General features: G+C 57.6%; 18 protein-coding genes. 13 read left to right on the forward strand and 5 right to left on the reverse strand.

Annotated features, from left to right (window positions below; all coding sequences use genetic code 11):
- Positions 1-49 precede the first annotated feature (49 nt).
- The gene (locus AC2FFF_RS12985; RefSeq protein ID WP_271951835.1) at positions 50-337 is read right to left on the reverse strand and encodes a YggT family protein; all 288 of its coding nucleotides are present in this window, start codon (positions 335-337) and stop codon (positions 50-52) included.
- A gap of 132 nt (positions 338-469) precedes the next feature.
- Between AC2FFF_RS12985 and AC2FFF_RS12990 the strand changes: the two genes are divergently transcribed.
- The 10 genes from AC2FFF_RS12990 (at position 470) to smpB (ending at position 8669) form a co-directional block, all read left to right on the forward strand.
- Positions 470-1837 (forward strand): MFS transporter, encoded by a 1368-nt coding sequence (locus AC2FFF_RS12990; protein ID WP_281973366.1) that lies wholly within the window; start codon positions 470-472, stop codon positions 1835-1837.
- Complete coding sequence (gene mepA / locus AC2FFF_RS12995) at positions 1834-2697, forward strand: penicillin-insensitive murein endopeptidase (protein ID WP_142638569.1); 864 nt, start codon at positions 1834-1836, stop codon at positions 2695-2697. Before AC2FFF_RS12990 ends, mepA begins: the two co-directional genes overlap by 4 nt.
- Complete coding sequence (locus AC2FFF_RS13000) at positions 2670-3554, forward strand: esterase-like activity of phytase family protein (protein WP_281973322.1); 885 nt, start codon at positions 2670-2672, stop codon at positions 3552-3554. The genes mepA and AC2FFF_RS13000 overlap by 28 nt, the downstream gene beginning before the upstream one ends.
- 91 nt (positions 3555-3645) lie before the next feature.
- Positions 3646-4290, forward strand: coding sequence for a queuosine precursor transporter (locus AC2FFF_RS13005; protein ID WP_281973321.1), 645 nt, complete (start codon positions 3646-3648; stop codon positions 4288-4290).
- A 262-nt stretch (positions 4291-4552) separates the two neighbouring features.
- A complete protein-coding gene (arfB, locus tag AC2FFF_RS13010; RefSeq protein WP_281973320.1) occupies positions 4553-4972 on the forward strand; it encodes an alternative ribosome rescue aminoacyl-tRNA hydrolase ArfB in 420 nt (139 codons plus the stop codon).
- A gap of 59 nt (positions 4973-5031) precedes the next feature.
- Entirely contained in the window at positions 5032-5778 is a 747-nt protein-coding gene (locus tag AC2FFF_RS13015; RefSeq protein ID WP_281973319.1) for an SDR family oxidoreductase, read from the forward strand.
- Between the two features lie 85 nt (positions 5779-5863).
- Entirely contained in the window at positions 5864-6877 is a 1014-nt protein-coding gene (locus tag AC2FFF_RS13020) for a P1 family peptidase (protein ID WP_281973318.1), read from the forward strand.
- Positions 6878-6990: 113 nt separating this feature from the next.
- Positions 6991-7404, forward strand: a complete 414-nt coding sequence (locus AC2FFF_RS13025; protein ID WP_142638581.1) for a c-type cytochrome — start codon at positions 6991-6993, stop codon at positions 7402-7404.
- A 199-nt stretch (positions 7405-7603) separates the two neighbouring features.
- Positions 7604-8146: an isopentenyl-diphosphate Delta-isomerase gene (gene idi / locus AC2FFF_RS13030; RefSeq protein WP_281973317.1), complete on the forward strand. Its 543-nt coding sequence runs from the start codon at positions 7604-7606 to the stop codon at positions 8144-8146.
- A gap of 46 nt (positions 8147-8192) precedes the next feature.
- The gene (gene smpB / locus AC2FFF_RS13035; protein ID WP_271951849.1) at positions 8193-8669 is read left to right on the forward strand and encodes an SsrA-binding protein SmpB; all 477 of its coding nucleotides are present in this window, start codon (positions 8193-8195) and stop codon (positions 8667-8669) included.
- A 288-nt stretch (positions 8670-8957) separates the two neighbouring features.
- Here the strand turns inward: smpB and AC2FFF_RS13040 are convergent, their stop codons facing one another.
- On the reverse strand, positions 8958-10331 hold the full coding sequence (locus tag AC2FFF_RS13040) for a metal-dependent hydrolase family protein (protein ID WP_496882966.1): 1374 nt from the start codon (positions 10329-10331) through the stop codon (positions 8958-8960).
- Positions 10332-10533: 202 nt separating this feature from the next.
- On the opposite strand from AC2FFF_RS13040, the gene AC2FFF_RS13045 reads away from it, so the two are divergent.
- Positions 10534-11679 (forward strand): AraC family transcriptional regulator, encoded by a 1146-nt coding sequence (locus AC2FFF_RS13045; protein WP_281973315.1) that lies wholly within the window; start codon positions 10534-10536, stop codon positions 11677-11679.
- A 73-nt stretch (positions 11680-11752) separates the two neighbouring features.
- Here the strand turns inward: AC2FFF_RS13045 and glpK are convergent, their stop codons facing one another.
- From glpK to panB, 3 genes are all read right to left on the reverse strand, one after another.
- Positions 11753-13231 (reverse strand): glycerol kinase GlpK, encoded by a 1479-nt coding sequence (glpK, locus tag AC2FFF_RS13050; protein WP_142638598.1) that lies wholly within the window; start codon positions 13229-13231, stop codon positions 11753-11755.
- 69 nt (positions 13232-13300) lie between these two features.
- Complete coding sequence (gene panC / locus AC2FFF_RS13055) at positions 13301-14143, reverse strand: pantoate--beta-alanine ligase (protein ID WP_142638600.1); 843 nt, start codon at positions 14141-14143, stop codon at positions 13301-13303.
- Positions 14140-14979 carry a 3-methyl-2-oxobutanoate hydroxymethyltransferase gene (gene panB, locus AC2FFF_RS13060; RefSeq protein WP_142638602.1) on the reverse strand — a complete coding sequence of 280 codons (840 nt, stop codon included), beginning with the start codon at positions 14977-14979 and terminating at the stop codon, positions 14140-14142. The genes panC and panB overlap by 4 nt, the downstream gene beginning before the upstream one ends.
- A 170-nt stretch (positions 14980-15149) precedes the next feature.
- Between panB and AC2FFF_RS13065 the strand changes: the two genes are divergently transcribed.
- Positions 15150-16637, forward strand: a complete 1488-nt coding sequence (locus AC2FFF_RS13065) for an ABC transporter substrate-binding protein (protein ID WP_271952348.1) — start codon at positions 15150-15152, stop codon at positions 16635-16637.
- Positions 16638-16664: 27 nt separating this feature from the next.
- Entirely contained in the window at positions 16665-17684 is a 1020-nt protein-coding gene (locus AC2FFF_RS13070) for a hypothetical protein (protein ID WP_281973313.1), read from the forward strand.
- Positions 17685-17703: the final 19 nt, after the last annotated feature.

Raw genomic sequence — 17703 nt, forward strand, 5'->3', positions numbered from 1 at the left:
CTGCTCTTAAGACAGGACAATCACATACTAAGATTCACTGAACAAGAGGTCAGACAAAATAGACCATATTGTTGATCAGGATAATACGCAGCGCATAGACGCCGATCAGAACCACCAGGGGCGTCAGGTCAAGCCCGCCCATTGCAGGCAGAACGCGTCGGATCGGGCCGTAAATCGGCTCTAACAGGCGGTTCAGCCCGTACCAGATCTGCGCAACCAACTGTTGATGCAGGTTCAGCACCTGGAAATTGATCAGCCAGCTCATGATGACATGGGCCAGAATGATGAACCAGACAATGTCCAGAATCAGCAGCAGAATTTGGATCAACGACAGCATGGGGCCTCCGGATTTCACATCTGCTGAGACCTAAGCGCCCCTGCACAAAAGAGCAAGTCCGCGCCAACAGAACGCTTGCGAATTGAGCCAAAGCCCCGTCTTATGATGCCAACAATAAAAAACGGGGCAGGTATGGCAGAGATTTCCAAGCGCAAACGCATCTGGGGCTGGTGGTTCTTCGACTGGGCAAGTCAGCCCTATCACACGCTGTTGGTGACCTTTGTTTTTGGGCCCTATTTTGCCGGAGTAGCCGCCGAGTATTATCTGAACGCCGGGCTGGGTTCCGATGCCGCAGACGCACGGGCGCAGACGGTGTGGGCGAACTGCATGACCATCGTGGGGCTGATCATCGCCTTCGGTGCCCCGCTGATGGGGGCGATGGCGGATGTTTCGGGCCGTCGTATACCATGGATATTCGGCTTTTCCATCATGTACGCGGTGGGCTCTGCTGCGCTGTGGTACACGTTGCCGGACGGGTCAAACATGTGGCTGATGCTGTCGGCCTTTGGCCTGGGTTTTGTCGGGGCGGAATACGCGCTGATCTTCGCCAATTCTCAGCTGCCCGATCTGGGTGATGACAGTGAGGTGGGCGAGATATCGGGTTCGGGTTTTGCCTTTGGCTATTTCGGCGGGCTTATCTCGCTTGCAATCATGCTGGCCCTGTTTGTTGAGCAGGGTAATGGCAAGACCCTGATCGGCATGGACCCTGTTTTTGGTCTGGACGCCGCAGCACGCGAAGGCACGCGATTTGTCGGGCCGTTCACCGCCGTGTGGTTCATTCTGTTCATGATCCCCTATTTCCTGTGGGTGCGCGACGAAACAGATGTCGAAAAGAAAGGCAGCGTCAAAGAGGCGCTGCAGCTGCTGGTCAAATCAGTCTCTAACCTGCGCAATCGCGTTAGCCTCGCCAGCTATCTGGGCTCGTCCATGTTCTATCGTGACGCGTTGAACGGGCTGTATACATTTGGCGGCGTTTATGCGCGGCTGGTGCTGGAATGGGATCTGATCAAGATCGGCGTATTCGGGATTGTCAGCGTTCTGGCTGCGGCAGCCTTTGCCTGGCTTGGCGGCAAGCTGGACAAGAAATACGGCCCCAAACCTGTCATTCTGGTTGCGATCTGGGTACTGATCTTTGTCTGTATCACCGTCGTGATGATGGACCGGACCCAGATCTACGGCATCGCCCTGCCCGAAGGGTCGGGCCTGCCGGATCTGGTGTTCTTTGGTTGTGGTGTTCTGATCGGCGGCATGGGGGGTATCCTACAATCGGCCAGCCGTTCTCTGATGGTGCGCCACACCGATCCCGTCGCCCCGGTCGAGAGCTTTGGCCTGTATGGCTTGTCCGGCCGCGCCACCGCATTTGCGGCCCCGTTGTTGATCGGGATTGCCACAACCCTGACCGGTAGTGCGCGACTGGGGGTGTCACCCATAGTTCTGTTGTTTATTCTGGGACTGTTCCTAATGCGCTGGGTCAAACCGGAAGGGGATCAGAGCAGATGATTTTATTACGTTTTTTCGCGGTCATTGCCGCAATCACATTCGCCGGTACCGCAGGTTCCGAGCCGCTGGCCAAGCAGTTATTCGGAGGCCAAAAGCAAAGTTCACAACAAAAACCGGCCGCTTTCGGCAGTTATTCGCGCGGCTGTGCGGCGGGGGCGGTGCAACTGCCCGAAACCGGACCCACATGGCAGGCCATGCGTCTGTCACGCAACCGCAACTGGGGCCATCCGCAGGCGATTGACTATGTGCAGGACCTCAGCCGGTTTGCCGCCAAGCAGTCAGGATGGAATGGTCTCTATATCGGCGATATCAGCCAGCCGCGCGGCGGGCCGATGACATCGGGCCACCGCAGCCATCAGCTGGGTCTGGACATCGATATCTGGATGCTGCCCGGTGACAACATGCGTCTTTCCCGCAAGGCGCGCGAGAATATCTCTTCGATTTCCCTGCGCCGCTCGAACGGTGCCTTCGTCAACGGCAGCTGGACCAAACAGCATCACGCAGTGCTGCGTGAGGCCGCAAAAGACAAGCGCGTGGCTCGGATATTTGTCTTTCCCGGTGCCAAGGTGCAGATGTGCAATGACGAAAAGGGAAACCGCGCTTACCTGCGTAAAATCCGGCCGTGGTGGGGCCATCACTATCATTTCCACGTGCGGTTGGCCTGTCCAAGAGGATCAAGCGGCTGCGTGAATCAGGATCCGCCGCCCAAGGGTGATGGTTGCGCCGAAGCACAGCAATGGGTTAACAACATCCTCAACCCGCCACCGCCCGATCCAAACGCGCCTGCACCCAAGAAGCGACGCGAATACCGGCTGGCCGATCTGCCCAAGCAATGCACAAACGTCTTGCAATCCAACTGATCGCGGCGCTGCTGCTGACAGGTATGGTCTGGGCGGAGGGGGTAAAGCCTGCCGCTTTGCTGAACAATTTTGCATGGCGACATCAGGCGGATTGGTTCGGCGGATATTCCGGAATTCACATCTTTGACGGTGGCACCCGCATGATCGCGCTGAGTGATCGTGCAACGATGTTGGACGCTCGTATTGATCGAAACGAAGATGAGATTACTGGCATCGAGATCCAGCGGCTCTGGCCCATCCTGTCCAGCACCGGCAAGGTTCTGGTGGGCACCGCGGGCGATTCCGAAGGCCTGGTAATCGCCCCTGACGGTGGGGTCTATATCTCATTCGAGGGTGTGCACCGGGTGGCTTATTATTCCGATCCAACCGGCCCGGCGCAGGTTCTGCCACGCCCCAAAGCCTTTGAGGTTCTTGACCATAACGGCTCGTTCGAGGCACTGGCCATTGACAGGCTTGGGCGGCTGTACACCCTGACCGAAAAGAGCCGTACCGTATCGGGGGACATACCGGTATATCGTTGGGATGGTCTGTCGTGGTCGACACCTTTTGTCCTGCCGCAACGGGGCAAGTTCCTGCCAGTAGCCGCGGATTTCGGCCCCGACGGGCGGTTCTATGTGCTGGAACGATCGGTGTCCCTGACAGGCTTTCGGTCGCAGCTCAGGCGTTGGGAACTGAATGGTGACACTCCGCAATCCGAAGAGATCTTGCTGCAAACCGCGCGCGGGACGCATGACAACCTCGAAGGCCTGTCGGTCTGGCGTGACGATCAGGGAAGGTTGCGGGTTACGATGATTTCGGATGACAATTTTCTGGCCATTCAGCGGACGGAACTGGTGGAATATCTGCTGCCCGATTGACAGGCTTGAAACAAAGGTCTAAACGCACGGCTTGCCTTGGGACAGTCCCTTGGCCAAGTCGCCGCTACCTTGTCAAAACGGGCATCAAAATATGCAACGCGCTTTTATTCCCGGCATCCTTGCCATGGCCACCATCGTTGTGGCTTCGAACATTCTGGTCCAGTTCCTGATCCTTGACGGGCTGTTGACCTGGGGTGCTTTCACCTATCCGCTGGCCTTTCTGGTCACCGATATCATGAACCGCGTCTATGGCGTGGCAACCGCCCGCAAGGTCGTGTTTGCCGGGTTCGTCACCGGCATCGTTTGCTCGCTGATCGGCAGCCAGATCATGCTGCAGGGCGACGGGTTCACCTATGCCGCTGTGCCGCTGCGGATCGCTGTTGCCTCTGGCACTGCTTTCCTGATCGCCCAGCTGACCGATGTCACCGTGTTCAATGCAATGCGCGGGGGTCGCTGGTGGCGCGCGCCGCTGGTCTCAACCCTGGTTGGGTCCGCACTGGACACCGCGCTGTTCTTCACCATCGCCTTTTCCGCCTCGATCGCGATCTTTGGCGCCAATGCAGACGCTGCGATCAGCTGGGCGTGGGAGCCTGTTCCCTTCATGCTGTCTGGCCCGATGGCACCCCTGTGGGTCACGCTGGCCTTTGCGGACTGGCTGGTAAAGTTGTCGCTGGCACTGATTGCGCTGATCCCCTTCAAGGTGATCGTTGCGCGCCTGACCGCGCAGCCCGTGTAAAAAACGCTTTGAGAATGGCACAGCTTGTGTCACCATCCTTGTTAACCGCAACAGATAGAAAAGGAGGTGATCCAGTGTCGAGAAAGAGATTGGAGAGAGGTGTTGGAACAACCGGGGGGATCGCCCGTTAGGGCAGCCCTTGGCGGAGCGCTCGCTCCGGCTGGTCGATTGATCTAACCGACCCAACCTCCTGAACTTTCGAAGGGCCGTCCTGCTAGGGCGGCCCTTTTTGTTTCCGCACAGCACTTGTAAGGTCCGCCCCATGTTGCGGATCAATGACGATATCACCCTGCAAGACTGGGAAATGACCGAAAGCTTTGTGCGCTCTTCCGGCCCTGGCGGGCAGAACGTGAACAAGGTTTCAACCGCGGTTGAGCTGCGGTTCGAAGCGGCGCGCTCGCCCTCACTGCCTGATCCGGTCAAGGCGCGGCTGAAACGGTTGGCTGGGCGGCGCTGGACCAAAGAGGGCGCGATCATCATCCAGTGCGAGGAAACGCGTAGCCAGGCCCGCAACCGCGAGATTGCGCGGGTGCGATTGGCTGAACTGATCACCCGCGCGCTGGTCAAACCCAAACGGCGTATCGCCACCAAGCCCACCTTTGGCTCGGTCAAACGTCGATTGGCCGCCAAAAAGGCCCGTTCGGATGTCAAATCTCTGCGCGGCAGGGTCGACGAAGATTGATCTGGTAACTTCTTTGCGCCTTGCTACTCTGCCCTGACAGGCGACAAGGAGGCAAAGCCATGAGGTTGGAGGGAAAAACCGCAATCGTAACCGGCGGCGCGTCCGGGTTCGGGGCCGGTATCGCGCAGAAGTTCATTGCAGAGGGCGCGCGCGTGATGATCGCGGATATCAACGGCGCTGCGGCCCGCGAAATGGCAGAAACGCTGGGCGCGCAGGCTATCGCGCAGCAGGTTGATGTGGCCAGCACGGCATCGGTTCAGGAAATGGCGGACACCGCCCACGACGCCTTTGGCGGGCTCGACATCCTGGTCAACAATGCCGGAGTGACCCATCTGCCGACCCCGCTGGAGGACGTCTCCGAAGAGGATTTCGACCGTGTCTTCAACGTGAACATGAAATCCGTCTATCTGACTGGCCGCGCCTTTGTGCCGATGATGAAGGCACGCGGAACCGGGGCGATCCTGAACGTCGCCTCAACCGCCGGGCTGTCCCCACGCCCCAACCTGAACTGGTATAACGCGTCCAAGGGTTGGATGATCACCGCAACCAAGACCATGGCGGTAGAACTTGCTCCGTCCGGCGTGCGTGTCAACGCGATCTGCCCTGTGGCTGGGGAAACTCCGCTGCTGAAATCCTTCATGGGCGAAGAAACCCCCGAGATTCGCGCCAAATTCCTGTCGACCATCCCATTGGGTCGCTTCTCGACTCCCGAAGACATGGCCAACGCCGCCTGCTTTCTGTGCTCGGATGAAGCCAGTATGATTACGGGCACCGCGCTCGAAGTGGACGGGGGCCGATGCATTTGATCCGGACTTCATTTGGCCCAAAAAAATATCTCCGCCAGAGGCAGCGCGCCGAGGCGCGCTTCCCTGCCCAACGTCAGAGGTTTCGATGACTCCCGGATCCAAAAACCTGATCACCGATGTCTCAGGGCTGAAGGTCGGCAACGCGCAGGACGAGGCGTTGAAATCGGGCACAACTGTTCTGACGGCAGACAAACCCTTTGTTGCTTCTGTCCATGTAATGGGGGGCGCACCGGGCACGCGTGAAACTGATTTGTTGGCACCGGACAAAACCGTTGATCAAATCGATGCGATCGCGCTGTCTGGTGGCTCGGCTTTCGGGTTGGACGCCTGCTCAGGGGTTACGGATGGTTTGCGGGCCGACGGGCGCGGCTTTGCTGTCGGGAATGCGATTGTGCCCATCGTGCCGGGAGCAATTCTGTTCGATTTACTCAATGGCGGCGATAAAACTTGGTCCGAGAATCCATACCGCGCTCTCGGAAAGGCAGCCTACCACGCTGCCGCAGAACGTTTTGCGCTCGGTTCAGTCGGGGCAGGAACCGGCGCATTGGCGGCTATGCAAAAAGGTGGCCTGGGTTCTGCATCGTTGGTTCTGGACGACGGCATCACTGTAGGCGCGCTTGTGGCAGCCAATCCGGTTGGCAGCGTCACGACACCTGGGGATCGCCACTTCTGGGCGGCGCCATTCGAGATCGACAACGAATTTGGCGGCCTGGGGCCAGACCTCTCATCGGGTCAAGCACAGATTCAGCAAAGCCGCAAAGCTCTAGCTATGGGGCAGGTTGACCCAGACCGGGCCAACACGGCCATTGCAATTGTCGCAACTGATGCCGCGTTAACCAAGACACAGTGCCACCGCCTGGCGGTGACAGCTCATGATGGCATCGCTCGCGCGATTGTGCCTGCGCATACTTCACAAGATGGTGATCTGGTTTTCGGCATCAGCACTTCCGGTCAAGCTGTTGACCCAAGCGTGCTGCCTATGATCGCGCATGCAGCCTCGGTTTGCCTGTCGCGGGCGATCGCCCGTGCGATTTATCTGGCGTCACCCAGTGCAGGCGATCTTCTGCCCTGTTGGGCAGACGTACATGACTTAAGTTAAGGACGACCCGATCCCGGCTGTGACACAGTGCCATCGCGCGGCAATCTGCGCGTTGACTCTCTGCTGCGCCAGAGGTCCTTTCTGTGCAGCCAATTCGTATCGGAGCAAAAGTTATGAATCGTATCCTCGCGACCGCAATTGCCGGCCTACTGGCCCTTCCAGTCTATGCTGAAGGTGACACCGAAGCTGGCAAGAAAGCCTTCAACAAATGCAAATCCTGCCATCTGATTGCTGATCCCGATGGCGAGGTGATCGTAAAGGGCGGAAAAACCGGCCCGAACCTCTATGGGGTTGCAGGCCGTACTGCTGGGACGGTCGAAGGGTTCAAATACGGTGACAGCATTGTCGAAGCCGGTGAAAACGGCTTGGTCTGGGACGAGGCAACTTTTGTCGAATATGCCCAGGACCCCAAAGCCTTCCTGCAATCCTATCTGGATCAGACCTCGGCCAAGTCCAAAATGACCTTCAAGCTGAAAAAGGGCGCTGAGGACGTTTACGCCTATATCGTCAGTGTTTCGGGCGAATAACCTGGGAAACCACGCAATCGGTAAGACCAGAAAAGGCCGCAGCCCCTGCGGCCTTTCGTGCGGTTGATAACCGGATCAATAGACGCCAGTTTGGAATCGCGTGGTGCATTGCCCGCTTTGCACCACAGCCAAGCCTATCAGGCCAAAGCTATTCCGGAATTCCCGGTCGCCCAGGCGGATCGGCAGCAGGAGACGACAAATGGGAATCATGATCCCGGCCTGGGTTGATGGTGAATTGACCCCCGTTGAAAAGCTTGAAGCCCATGAAAAGGGTCTGCGGCACAAAGCGGTGTCGGTCTTTGTTGTGCGCGGCACCGAGATTTTGCTGCAGCGCCGGGCGATGGGCAAATACCACACGCCGGGTCTTTGGGCGAATACCTGTTGTACCCATCCTGACTGGGGTGAAATGCCCTCGGTCTGTGCCGTCCGCCGCCTGCGCGAGGAACTGGGGATCACCGGGTTGTACCCCGAATATCGTCACCGTTTGGAATATCACGCCGATGTCGGCAATTCGCTGATCGAGCATGAGGTGGTAGACGTATTCCTGGCCCATGTTCGAGGACCACTGAAGATCGAGCCGAACCCCGAGGAAGTGATGGATATCCGCTGGATCGACTACCACGATCTGCTGGCCGAGGTGCAGCGCCATCCTGACCGGTTTACGCCTTGGCTGAAAATCTATCTGCACAACCACGCCGACACGATTTTCGGCCCCGATCTGATTATCTCGGCCAAATCCTGATGCACCTGCTTGCAAGGTCCGCCCAAGGGGCATAAATCAACCCGTCATGGCCAAGCAGAAGACAGACCCGAATTACAAAGTCATCGCCGAAAACCGGCGCGCCCGCTTCGATTACGCGATCGAAGAGGATATCGAGTGCGGCATCATTCTGCACGGGTCCGAGGTCAAATCCCTGCGGGCAGGCGGGTCGAACATCGCCGAAAGCTATGCCACGGTTGATGACGGAGAGTTGTGGTTGGTCAACAGCTATGTCGCCCCTTACGAACAGGCCAAGGTCTTCAAACACGAAGAACGTCGTCGCCGTAAGTTGTTGGTGTCGCGCAAAGAGCTGTCAAATCTGTGGAACGCGACCCAACGCAAAGGCATGACGCTTGTGCCGCTGGTCCTGTATTTCAACCACAAGGGCCTGGCCAAGATTAAGATCGGCATCGCCAAGGGTAAGAAAAACCACGACAAGCGCGAAACCCAGGCCAAGCGCGACTGGTCACGGCAAAAGCAACGCTTACTGAAAGATCACAGCTAAAGGCGCTCGATTATCGGTTGTCAGATAGATTTGATCCTCGCGTTCTCAATCAGGCTACCGGGGCTGTGTCACAGATACAGCAGATGTCCGGTTAGAGCCCAAAGTGACACTTTCTGCACCACTCATTAATGGCTGCTTTTAGTTATCGGTTTCTTCACGCTTCAGGGAATGAGCCCAGCACGCTTTCATTGGGAGTGTTTGTTGTACAAAATGCGATCTAGACAGCTACTTCAGGTATGAGATGCCGGAAACGCGTGGCGACCGTCTTGAAGCCGCCACGCTTATTAATCAGTTCAGAGTATTTTTATAGATCACGCCATCTTTCATGATCAGTCGCATCGTCGGGATGTCACGAGGACGCGGTTCGGCGTCGTACCATTTCTCGTTGCCGCCGATGACACTGATGTCTTCAAGCGGGTTTCCATCGACAATTAGAACGTCGGCATAAGCGCCTTCCGCAATCAGACCGAGAGGACCTTCGAGGTAAGGATTGGCTTTCCCCGAGTATGCCAGAAGCTCCCCTGCCGAAGAGGTTGCCGCTACAAGCATCGCATGGTTGCCGAAGAGTTCAGCGTGGAACCACTTTTCGTGATCCATTTGTGTCCGGAATTGTTCTGCAGGGGCAAAAACGATGTCAGACTGGAACGCCATTTTTGGTCGGATTTCCTTGACGTTTTCAACAAAATCCTTGGAAAATTCAGTTGCCAAAGCGAGTTTCGCTTGGTTTTCCTTGGTTTGAAGGCCTGGGTTCTGTTCGATATAAGGGGATATTCCAGTCATCTGAGAGACAAGGAAGATATCATTGTCCTTCATCAGCTGAAGTGTTTCCCGGCTGGCGAAAAAGCCATGCTCGATGCTTTTTACACCCGCCTCAATGGCACGCGTAATTCCCTCGTCAGAGAAGACGTGAACGCCGACATAGGTATCCCAATCGGCTGCAGCGCGTACCGCCGCTTCAAGTTCTTCGGGTTGGTATTGAAGTGTGTGAAGTGGATCAAGAATCGAAGCGACGCCACCTCCCGCCATCATTTTGATCTGGGTGGCCCCTTGAGACAGGTTCTGACGAACAGCCGCCATGACACCATCTACACCGTCTGCCACATACGTGATTCCGAGACGTTGCGCATTGCTGTCATTGGCATAGGGAGGCAAATTCGGGTTGCGCATTGATGCGGTCCGAAAGTCGCCGTGGCCTGACGTTTGTGAGAGAAAGGCACCGGCTGGGTAAATGCGCGGGCCATCGATCAGACCCGCATCGACCGTCTTCTTTACACCCGACCCTCCGCCGCCCATTTCGCGTACGCTGGTAAACCCGCTATACAGGTATTCATTGGCCATGTGCGCCGCACGCGCTGCAATTTCGTCCCAGGTTGCAGCCTCCACGGCACCAAGGCCGCCACTAATGTTCAGGTAAAGATGCGAGTGCGCATCGATCAGCCCAGGCATCAAAGTGCGTCCATCGCAGTCAATCTGGTTTGCCCCTTCTGCCTCAAGTGACGTATCGCCGACAGCCGAAATCAGATTGCCCTCAACCAGAACATTTTGCCCTTCAATCAAGGTTTCCGTGAGACCATCAAACACCGCACAGTTCGTGAATAGAACCAGTGCCGGTGAAGCCTCTTCCTGAGCGAGCGCCGACGTAGCCGTTGCTGTCGCGAGCAAAACACCTGCAACAGATTGTAGTATGCTCTTCATATCGATCTCCCATTGGATCAGCCCCTGTGCTCGGAGCGTTTGAACTGAGAAACAGTATAAGAATTGACGGACCCATTGCCTGTCTTCGGGGCGCGGTGGTGGCAGTTTTTTGCCCCATAAGGACTATTTAGAGCAGTTTATTCCCTCTTGGTTGTTCTGAGACGCTAGGATGAAACTGAACATCAAAGCGAATACTGAATCGATGAATCACACCTTACCACTCGTAAAGCTGAGTGTTTTGCGCCCCTTCGCCACGGAACTCCACGAACGCGGTATTGACCCGGAACCAGTGTTTGAGAGCGTCGGGTTAACTGAGGGTGCAATCTTTGAGGCCGACCTCTCAGTTCACGTCATGGTCATCCACCAGTTTGTCGAGAACGCCGCCAAGTCTGCCGAAGATCCCTTTTTTGGGGCCCGCGTTGGAAGCAAACTCGATGTTCAGGGTTGGGCGATACTTGAGGACGCTGAGGCGCGCGCGTCAACGGTGGGAGACTTCCTGTCGATCTTTATTGCGCGGTCCAACGAAATTGCCAGCTCTGTCACAGAACATCTCAATATAGTCGGCCAAACGGCAGTTTTTGGTGAAACGCGCTCTTTTGCACCCCAAATCCTGCCCGCTCAGAACGATGCATTCATGGTGGCGCTCGGCCTGGCCGTTCTCCGGCGGGCTTTGCGCAATCGGTTGGACCCATCGAAAGTAACAGTTACTGTAAGCGACCCCAAGGTTTTGCCATCGGAATTCGACCTGATGCATCCTATGAGGGGGAACAGAATGGGGTTCTGCATCCACTTTCCGTCGTCTTGGTTGTCCCTAAAACTGAATCCTGTGTCGTCCAGTTTAGCCACGGAGGAGATATCCAGCTCGGCTGCCGACGGGTTTGTTCAATCCTTTAGGCAAATGCTCCGGGCACACATCGAACAGATTGACCTGAGCGCTTCAAAATGTGCGGCTCTCGCATCGATGAGCCAGCACAAGCTGAAACGACGACTAGCTGAGAACGGGACCAATATTACCAACGAGATAAGCTTCGTGAGGCAGCAATACGCAAGAGAGGTTCTAGTCACGACCAGTAGGTCGATTTCCGATATCGCGACCGTTCTCGGGTTCACGGACGCCGCCAATTTCGCCCGAGCCTTCCGCCGCGCAAACGGCATGACGCCAACCGCTTTTAGAAAATTGCAAGAAGTCGAGGACGGTGAAAAAAAACTGAGTTGTTCGCCGAACCAGACACTCATCCCGGCAAGACCGACGGCTGCTTCGTCCGCTCTACCGACATTGACCATCAGCCTAACTCGCAGCACTGACTTGCCGTAGAAATTCACCGTTCGCACAGGTGGCCCCATAAGAACCCAACTTTGAACAAAGCAGAGCCCAAATGCGGCAGCGATCAGAACGCCATGGCCGCCTGAACAGCGCGTTGCCAGCGTGCATAGGCGGCATCGCGGTCATTTGCGGATAGTTTGGGTTCAAACCGGCGATCCAGCGCCCAGGTTTCTGCGAATTGTTGTTGATCAGGGTAGATGCCCGCGCGCATACCCGCCAGCCAGGCCGCGCCCAGAGCAGTGGTTTCCTGCATCACGGGTCGGTCGACCTCGGCGCCGAGGTAATCCGACAGGCCTTGCATCGCCCAATCAGATGCGCTGGCACCGCCGTCGACGCGTAAGATGACATCGGTATCTGCACCCCAGTCGCCCTGCATGGCATGCCAAAGGTCACGAGTCTGATAGGCGATGCTTTCCAGTGTTGCCTTGGCAAATTCTGCCCGCCCGGAATTGCGGGTCAGGCCAAAGACCGCGCCCCGACAATCTGGTTTCCAATAGGGCGCGCCCAATCCGGTAAATGCGGGCACCAGCACAACATGCTGGTTGGGGTCGGCCTGCTGCGCCAGCTCGCCGCTTTCCGGGGCGGTTTCGATGATCTGCAGCGCATCGCGCAGCCATTGCACCGCGGCCCCTGCGACAAAAATCGAACCCTCAAGCGCATAGGTTTTTTGCCCGTCCAACTGATAGGCAATCGTCGTCAGCAGGCGGTTCTTCGACGCGACCGGCTGTGGCCCGGTATTCAACAGCGCAAAACACCCCGTCCCATAGGTTGATTTCATCATGCCGGGCTGAAAACAGGCCTGCCCGATGGTCGCGGCCTGCTGATCGCCCGCAACACCCAGAATCGGGATATTTCCCCCAATCAGAGTCGTTTTTCCGAAATCCGAGGCGCAATCCTGTACCTCGGGCAGCATGGACATGGGCACATCCAACAGATCGCAGATCTCGGTGCTCCAACAGCCTTTGTGGATGTCGAACAGCAGTGTGCGGGCAGCGTTGGTGGCGTCTGTCACGTGGTTGCAGCCTTCGGTCAGGCGCCAGATCAGGAAACTGTCGATGGTGCCGAACAGTAGATCGCCTGCCTCGGCGCGGTCGCGGGCGCCGGGGACATTATCCAGTAGCCATTTGACTTTGGTGCCCGAAAAATACGGGTCCAGCAACAGCCCGGTCTGCTGGGTCACGTCATCCTCGCAACCGGCCTGCTTGTAGCGGGCGCAGATATCGGCGGTGCGTCGATCCTGCCAGACGATTGCGTTGTGGATAGGCTCGCCGGTCTGTTTATCCCAGACCACGGTTGTTTCACGCTGGTTGGTGATGCCGATACCGGCAATCTGATCGGGGGTTGCGCCAACGCTCTGCATCACCTCGCGGCAGACACGTAGGACGCTGTCCCAGATTTCCTCGGGATCGTGTTCGACCCAGCCTTCTTGTGGGAAATGCTGCGTGAATTCATGCTGCGCGGTGCCTGCCCGTTGCATGTCCGCGTCGAACAGAATGGCCCGTGATGATGTGGTGCCCTGATCAATGGCAAGAATATAGGTCACGCCTGCGCCCCCCTTCGCATTTGGTTTTGCGAGACTTTAGCGCAAACAGTCGGTTGCGTACCAGAGTGTTCAGACGGGAATATTGTCGATTAGACGCACTCCATCCGCCCAGGCCGCGGCAAACAGGCGGGCGGGTCGGTCGGCATGTGTCAGCGGGTTCAGAGATTCCGCACAGCGCAGTTGGATATATTCCACTTGTGTAAAACCTGCGGCCAAAAGATCGGTACTGGCCTGTGCTGCCAGTGTGTCGAACGGGGCGCCGTTCTTTAGCGCGTTGGCCAGATCCAGCATGATGCGGTGTTTGTGCGCTGCAATCTCCACCCCCTCGGGCGAGAGGCGCTGATTGCGCGAGGACATGGCCAGACCCGAGGGTTCACGCACCGTGGGGCAGCCGATCACTTCGATCGGGATATCCAGATCGCGCGCCATGCGGCGCACGACCAGCAGCTGTTGATAGTCTTTTTCCCCAAAATAGGCTCTGTCTGCCTGGGTTTGCAGGAACAGTTTGGCGACCACAGTGGCGACGCCATCGAAATGGCCGGGGCGGAATTCGCCCTCCATCACACTGGTCAGGCCAGTTACAGATACGGTGGTGGCAAAGCCTTGCGGGTAGATCTCGTCCGGGTCCGGCACATAAATTGCATCAACGCCATAGGGGGCCAGTTTCTGAGCATCTTCGATTTCGGTGCGCGGATAATTGGCCAGATCCTCGGGGTTGTTAAACTGCGTTGGGTTCACGAAAATCGTCACGATAACTCGGTCGGTGCCATTTTTGGCCGCCTCAACCAGAGACAGATGCCCCGGATGCAACGCGCCCATAGTTGGGACGACGCCGATTGCCTCACCATTCTTGCGCCAGTTGGCGGTCAAGGCGCGCAGATCGGAGAGGCGACGCAGGATCGGAGCGGTCATTTAGCTGTGCCCTGTGACGGAGCCTGATTGGCAAAGACATGTTCATCGGCGGGGAAAGCGCGTGCGCGCACTTCGGCGGCGTACTCGGCGATGGCGGCCTCGGCCAGTGGCCCCAGCTCGGCATATCGTTTGACGAATTTCGGTTTGAAAGCGGTGAAAAAGCCGACCATGTCGTCCACCACAAGTATTTGCCCGTCACATTCGGCGGACGCGCCAATGCCGATAGTAGGGATGGCGACCTCGGCAGTGATTTGGTTGGCTAGACCCTGCGGGACCTTCTCTAACACAAGGGAAAAGGCGCCTGCATCAGCCACGGCATGGGCATCGGCCAGTACCGTCTGTGCCTGATCATCACGGCCCTGCACCTTATATCCACCTAGCGTGTTGATCGACTGTGGGGTCAGGCCGATATGCGCCATCACCGGGATGCCGCGCTTGACCAGAAAGCGGATGGTTTCGGCCATTTCGACACCGCCCTCAAGCTTGACGGCACCGGCACCGGTTTCGGCCATCAGGCGGGCGGCATTGCGGAACGCCTGTGCGGGGCTTTCCTCGTAACTGGCAAAGGGCATGTCGATGACCATCATCGCCTTGTCCAGCCCGCGAGCAACAGCCTGACCATGCAGGATCATCATCTCCATCGTCACGCCAAGGGTGGATTCCAACCCGTGTAGCACCATGCCGACACTGTCACCGACCAGAACAAAGTCGCAATGATCATCCATCAGTCGGGCCATCGGAGTTGTATATGCGGTCAGACTGACCAGTGGCTCGCCACCTTTTCGGGCGCGAATATCCACGGCATTCGGGGCTCTTTTGCGGGCGGTGGCGCTCATGCTCGCTCCTCGCGGTTCATGTTGCGGTGCGGCATAGCAGATTGGACCGGGCCAAAGATAGCCCGGTTGCGCGAACATTTCCTTGATTGACCTAAGGTTTAAAGGGACATTGGTCCGCAGACCGGTCCGCGACATGCAGGACCACGCAGTTTCAGTGGGGAGACAACGATATGACAAAGCAGATGTTTCGGTCTTTTGCATCGGCGCTGGCGATTGGAGCCAGTTTGATAGCCACCCAAGCCCTGGCCAAATCCGACATCACCATCGCAATGCAGCTTGAGCCGCCGCATCTGGACCCGACCAGCGCTGCGGCACAGGCCATCGATTCGGTTGTCTATACCAATATCTTCGAAGGTCTGACCCGGTTCATGGGCGACGGATCGGTCGTGCCCGGGCTGGCGGAAAGCTGGGAGATTTCAGACGACGGCACCGTCTATACCTTTAAGCTGCGCGATAGTGTGACCTTCCACGATGGCACCACCATGGATGCCGAGGACGTCAAATTCAGCCTTGACCGGGCCCGTGCTGAAGACAGCGCCAATGCACAAAAGGCCCTGTTTGCCGGGATCGAAAGCGTTGAGGTCGTGGATCCGCTGACCGTCAAGGTCACCCTGTCAGGGCCAAACGGGAATTTCCTGTTCAATATGGCCTGGGGGGATGCGGTGATTGTCGCCCCCGAAAGCATAGAGGCGATCAAGACCAACCCGGTCGGCACCGGCGCGTTTGCCTTTGGGGACTGGGTGCAGGGGGACAGCATCACGCTGACGCGAAACCCCGACTATTGGGGTGATCAGCCCGCGTTAGAGTCTGCTACATTCAAGTTCATCTCGGACCCGACCGCCGCCTTTGCCGCCATGATGGCCGAGGATGTGGATGTGTTCGACATTTTCCCGGCGCCTGAGAACATGCCGCAGTTCGAGGCTGATCCGCGCTTTCAGGTGCTTGTCGGCTCGACCGAGGGTGAGACGATTCTGTCCACCAACAACAAACAGCCGCCCTTTGACGACATCCGGGTGCGGCAGGCGCTGGCCCATGCCATCGACCGTCAGGCAATTATTGACGGCGCGATGTTCGGCTATGGCACGCCCATCGGAACGCATTTTGCCCCGCACAACCCGGCCTATGTCGATCTGACCGGCAATTCGGCGTATGACCCCAAGAAGGCCGCGCAGTTGCTGGCCGATGCGGGCTATGCCGAAGGGTTCAAGACCACTCTGCACCTGCCGCCGCCTTCTTATGCTCGCCGCGGAGGCGAGATCATCGCCGCGCAACTGGCCGAGGTCGGGATCGAGGCTGAAATCATCAATGTCGAATGGGCGCAGTGGCTGGAATCGGTGTTCAAGGGCAAGGATTTTGGTCTGACTATCGTCAGCCATACCGAGCCGATGGATATCGGCATCTATGCGCGGCCCGACTATTATTTCCAGTATGACAGCATCGACTTTCAGACGCTGATGGAGACGTTGAACGCCACCACCGACCCTGATGAGCGTACCCGCCTGTTGGGCGAAGCGCAGCGTCTGATCGCAAATGATTACGTCAACGGGTATCTGTTCCAGCTGGCCAAGCTTGGCGTTGCCAAGGCTGGCGTTCAGGGCCTTTGGGAAAACGCACCCACAGCGGCCATCGACCTGACCGCCATCAGTTGGGCGGAATAAGACCAGTTCCAGAGAGGAGACCGGCGCATGAGAAGATCAACCCTCGTTGCGTTGATGATCGCGGTTTTAGCCGTGATTGCGCCGGTCGCCAAAGGGGATACGCCGCTTGAACAGGCGGTGACACTGTGGCTGGAGGGCGATGATGAACGCGCTCTGCCACTGCTGGCAGAACTGGCGGCTGATGGTGACGCGCAGGCTCGTCTGCTGTTGGGGCGAATTGAAACCGCCGATCTTGGACCATCTCCGTTCCGCCAATCGCTGGGCCGAAAGGGTTCGCGCAAGCTGTTTCGTCAAAAAGACCTGACGGCCTTTGGCCGATCCTGGCTGTTGGTTGAGGCGAAAGGTGGAAATGAGCTTGCCCAAGCGCTGTTGGATGCCAAACGCCCCACACCAGACCCGAAGCTGATTGCACAGCTCAATGCGTTGGGAGAACATCAAGCTACGGACTACCCGACGCGAATTGTGGCGCTCTATGGCGATCCAGAAATGCGCGGCGATCTGTTGGCGGATGGGCAGCTGATGCAGGACCTCAAACCTTATCTGAGTTATCTGACGGTCGATCCCGAGCCGCGCGGCGACGGTCTGGCAGCGCTGCGCCACATTCAGCCTGATCCAGTTGACATGAATTCCGATCAGGCGCTGGGCATGGCGGGATTGCTGGCCCTGGGGCTGGGATATGGCGATCTGTCTGTGGACAATAGCTGGCGCCCGGCGGTGGAAAACTGGTTGATGACATCCCAGTCGACCCGCCCCATCGCGCAGCTCTGTTCTGACCAATGCGGGGCCGAGGCACCAAACTGCGCCTTTGCCTTCCTTGCCCTGTTTGGCGGCTATTTCGAGGTCATCCGCATCGACAGCCCGCTGGAAACGCTCATCCCGCAGGAGCAGTTTCTGGACAGTCCTCGCGCGCGCCTGATGGTCCTTCGTCGGGCGGCACTGGCCCGGACCGAGACAAATCTGGAAACGCTGGTGGACAGCGCACCCGCGGCGAAGCTTTCGACCTGCGCGACTGATTTGGTCCGGCAAGAGCAGCAGTCCTACAAGTAGCTGTTGCGTAGGCGCCGCT

It is taken from the genome of Ruegeria sp. YTSA226, assembly GCF_059609905.1.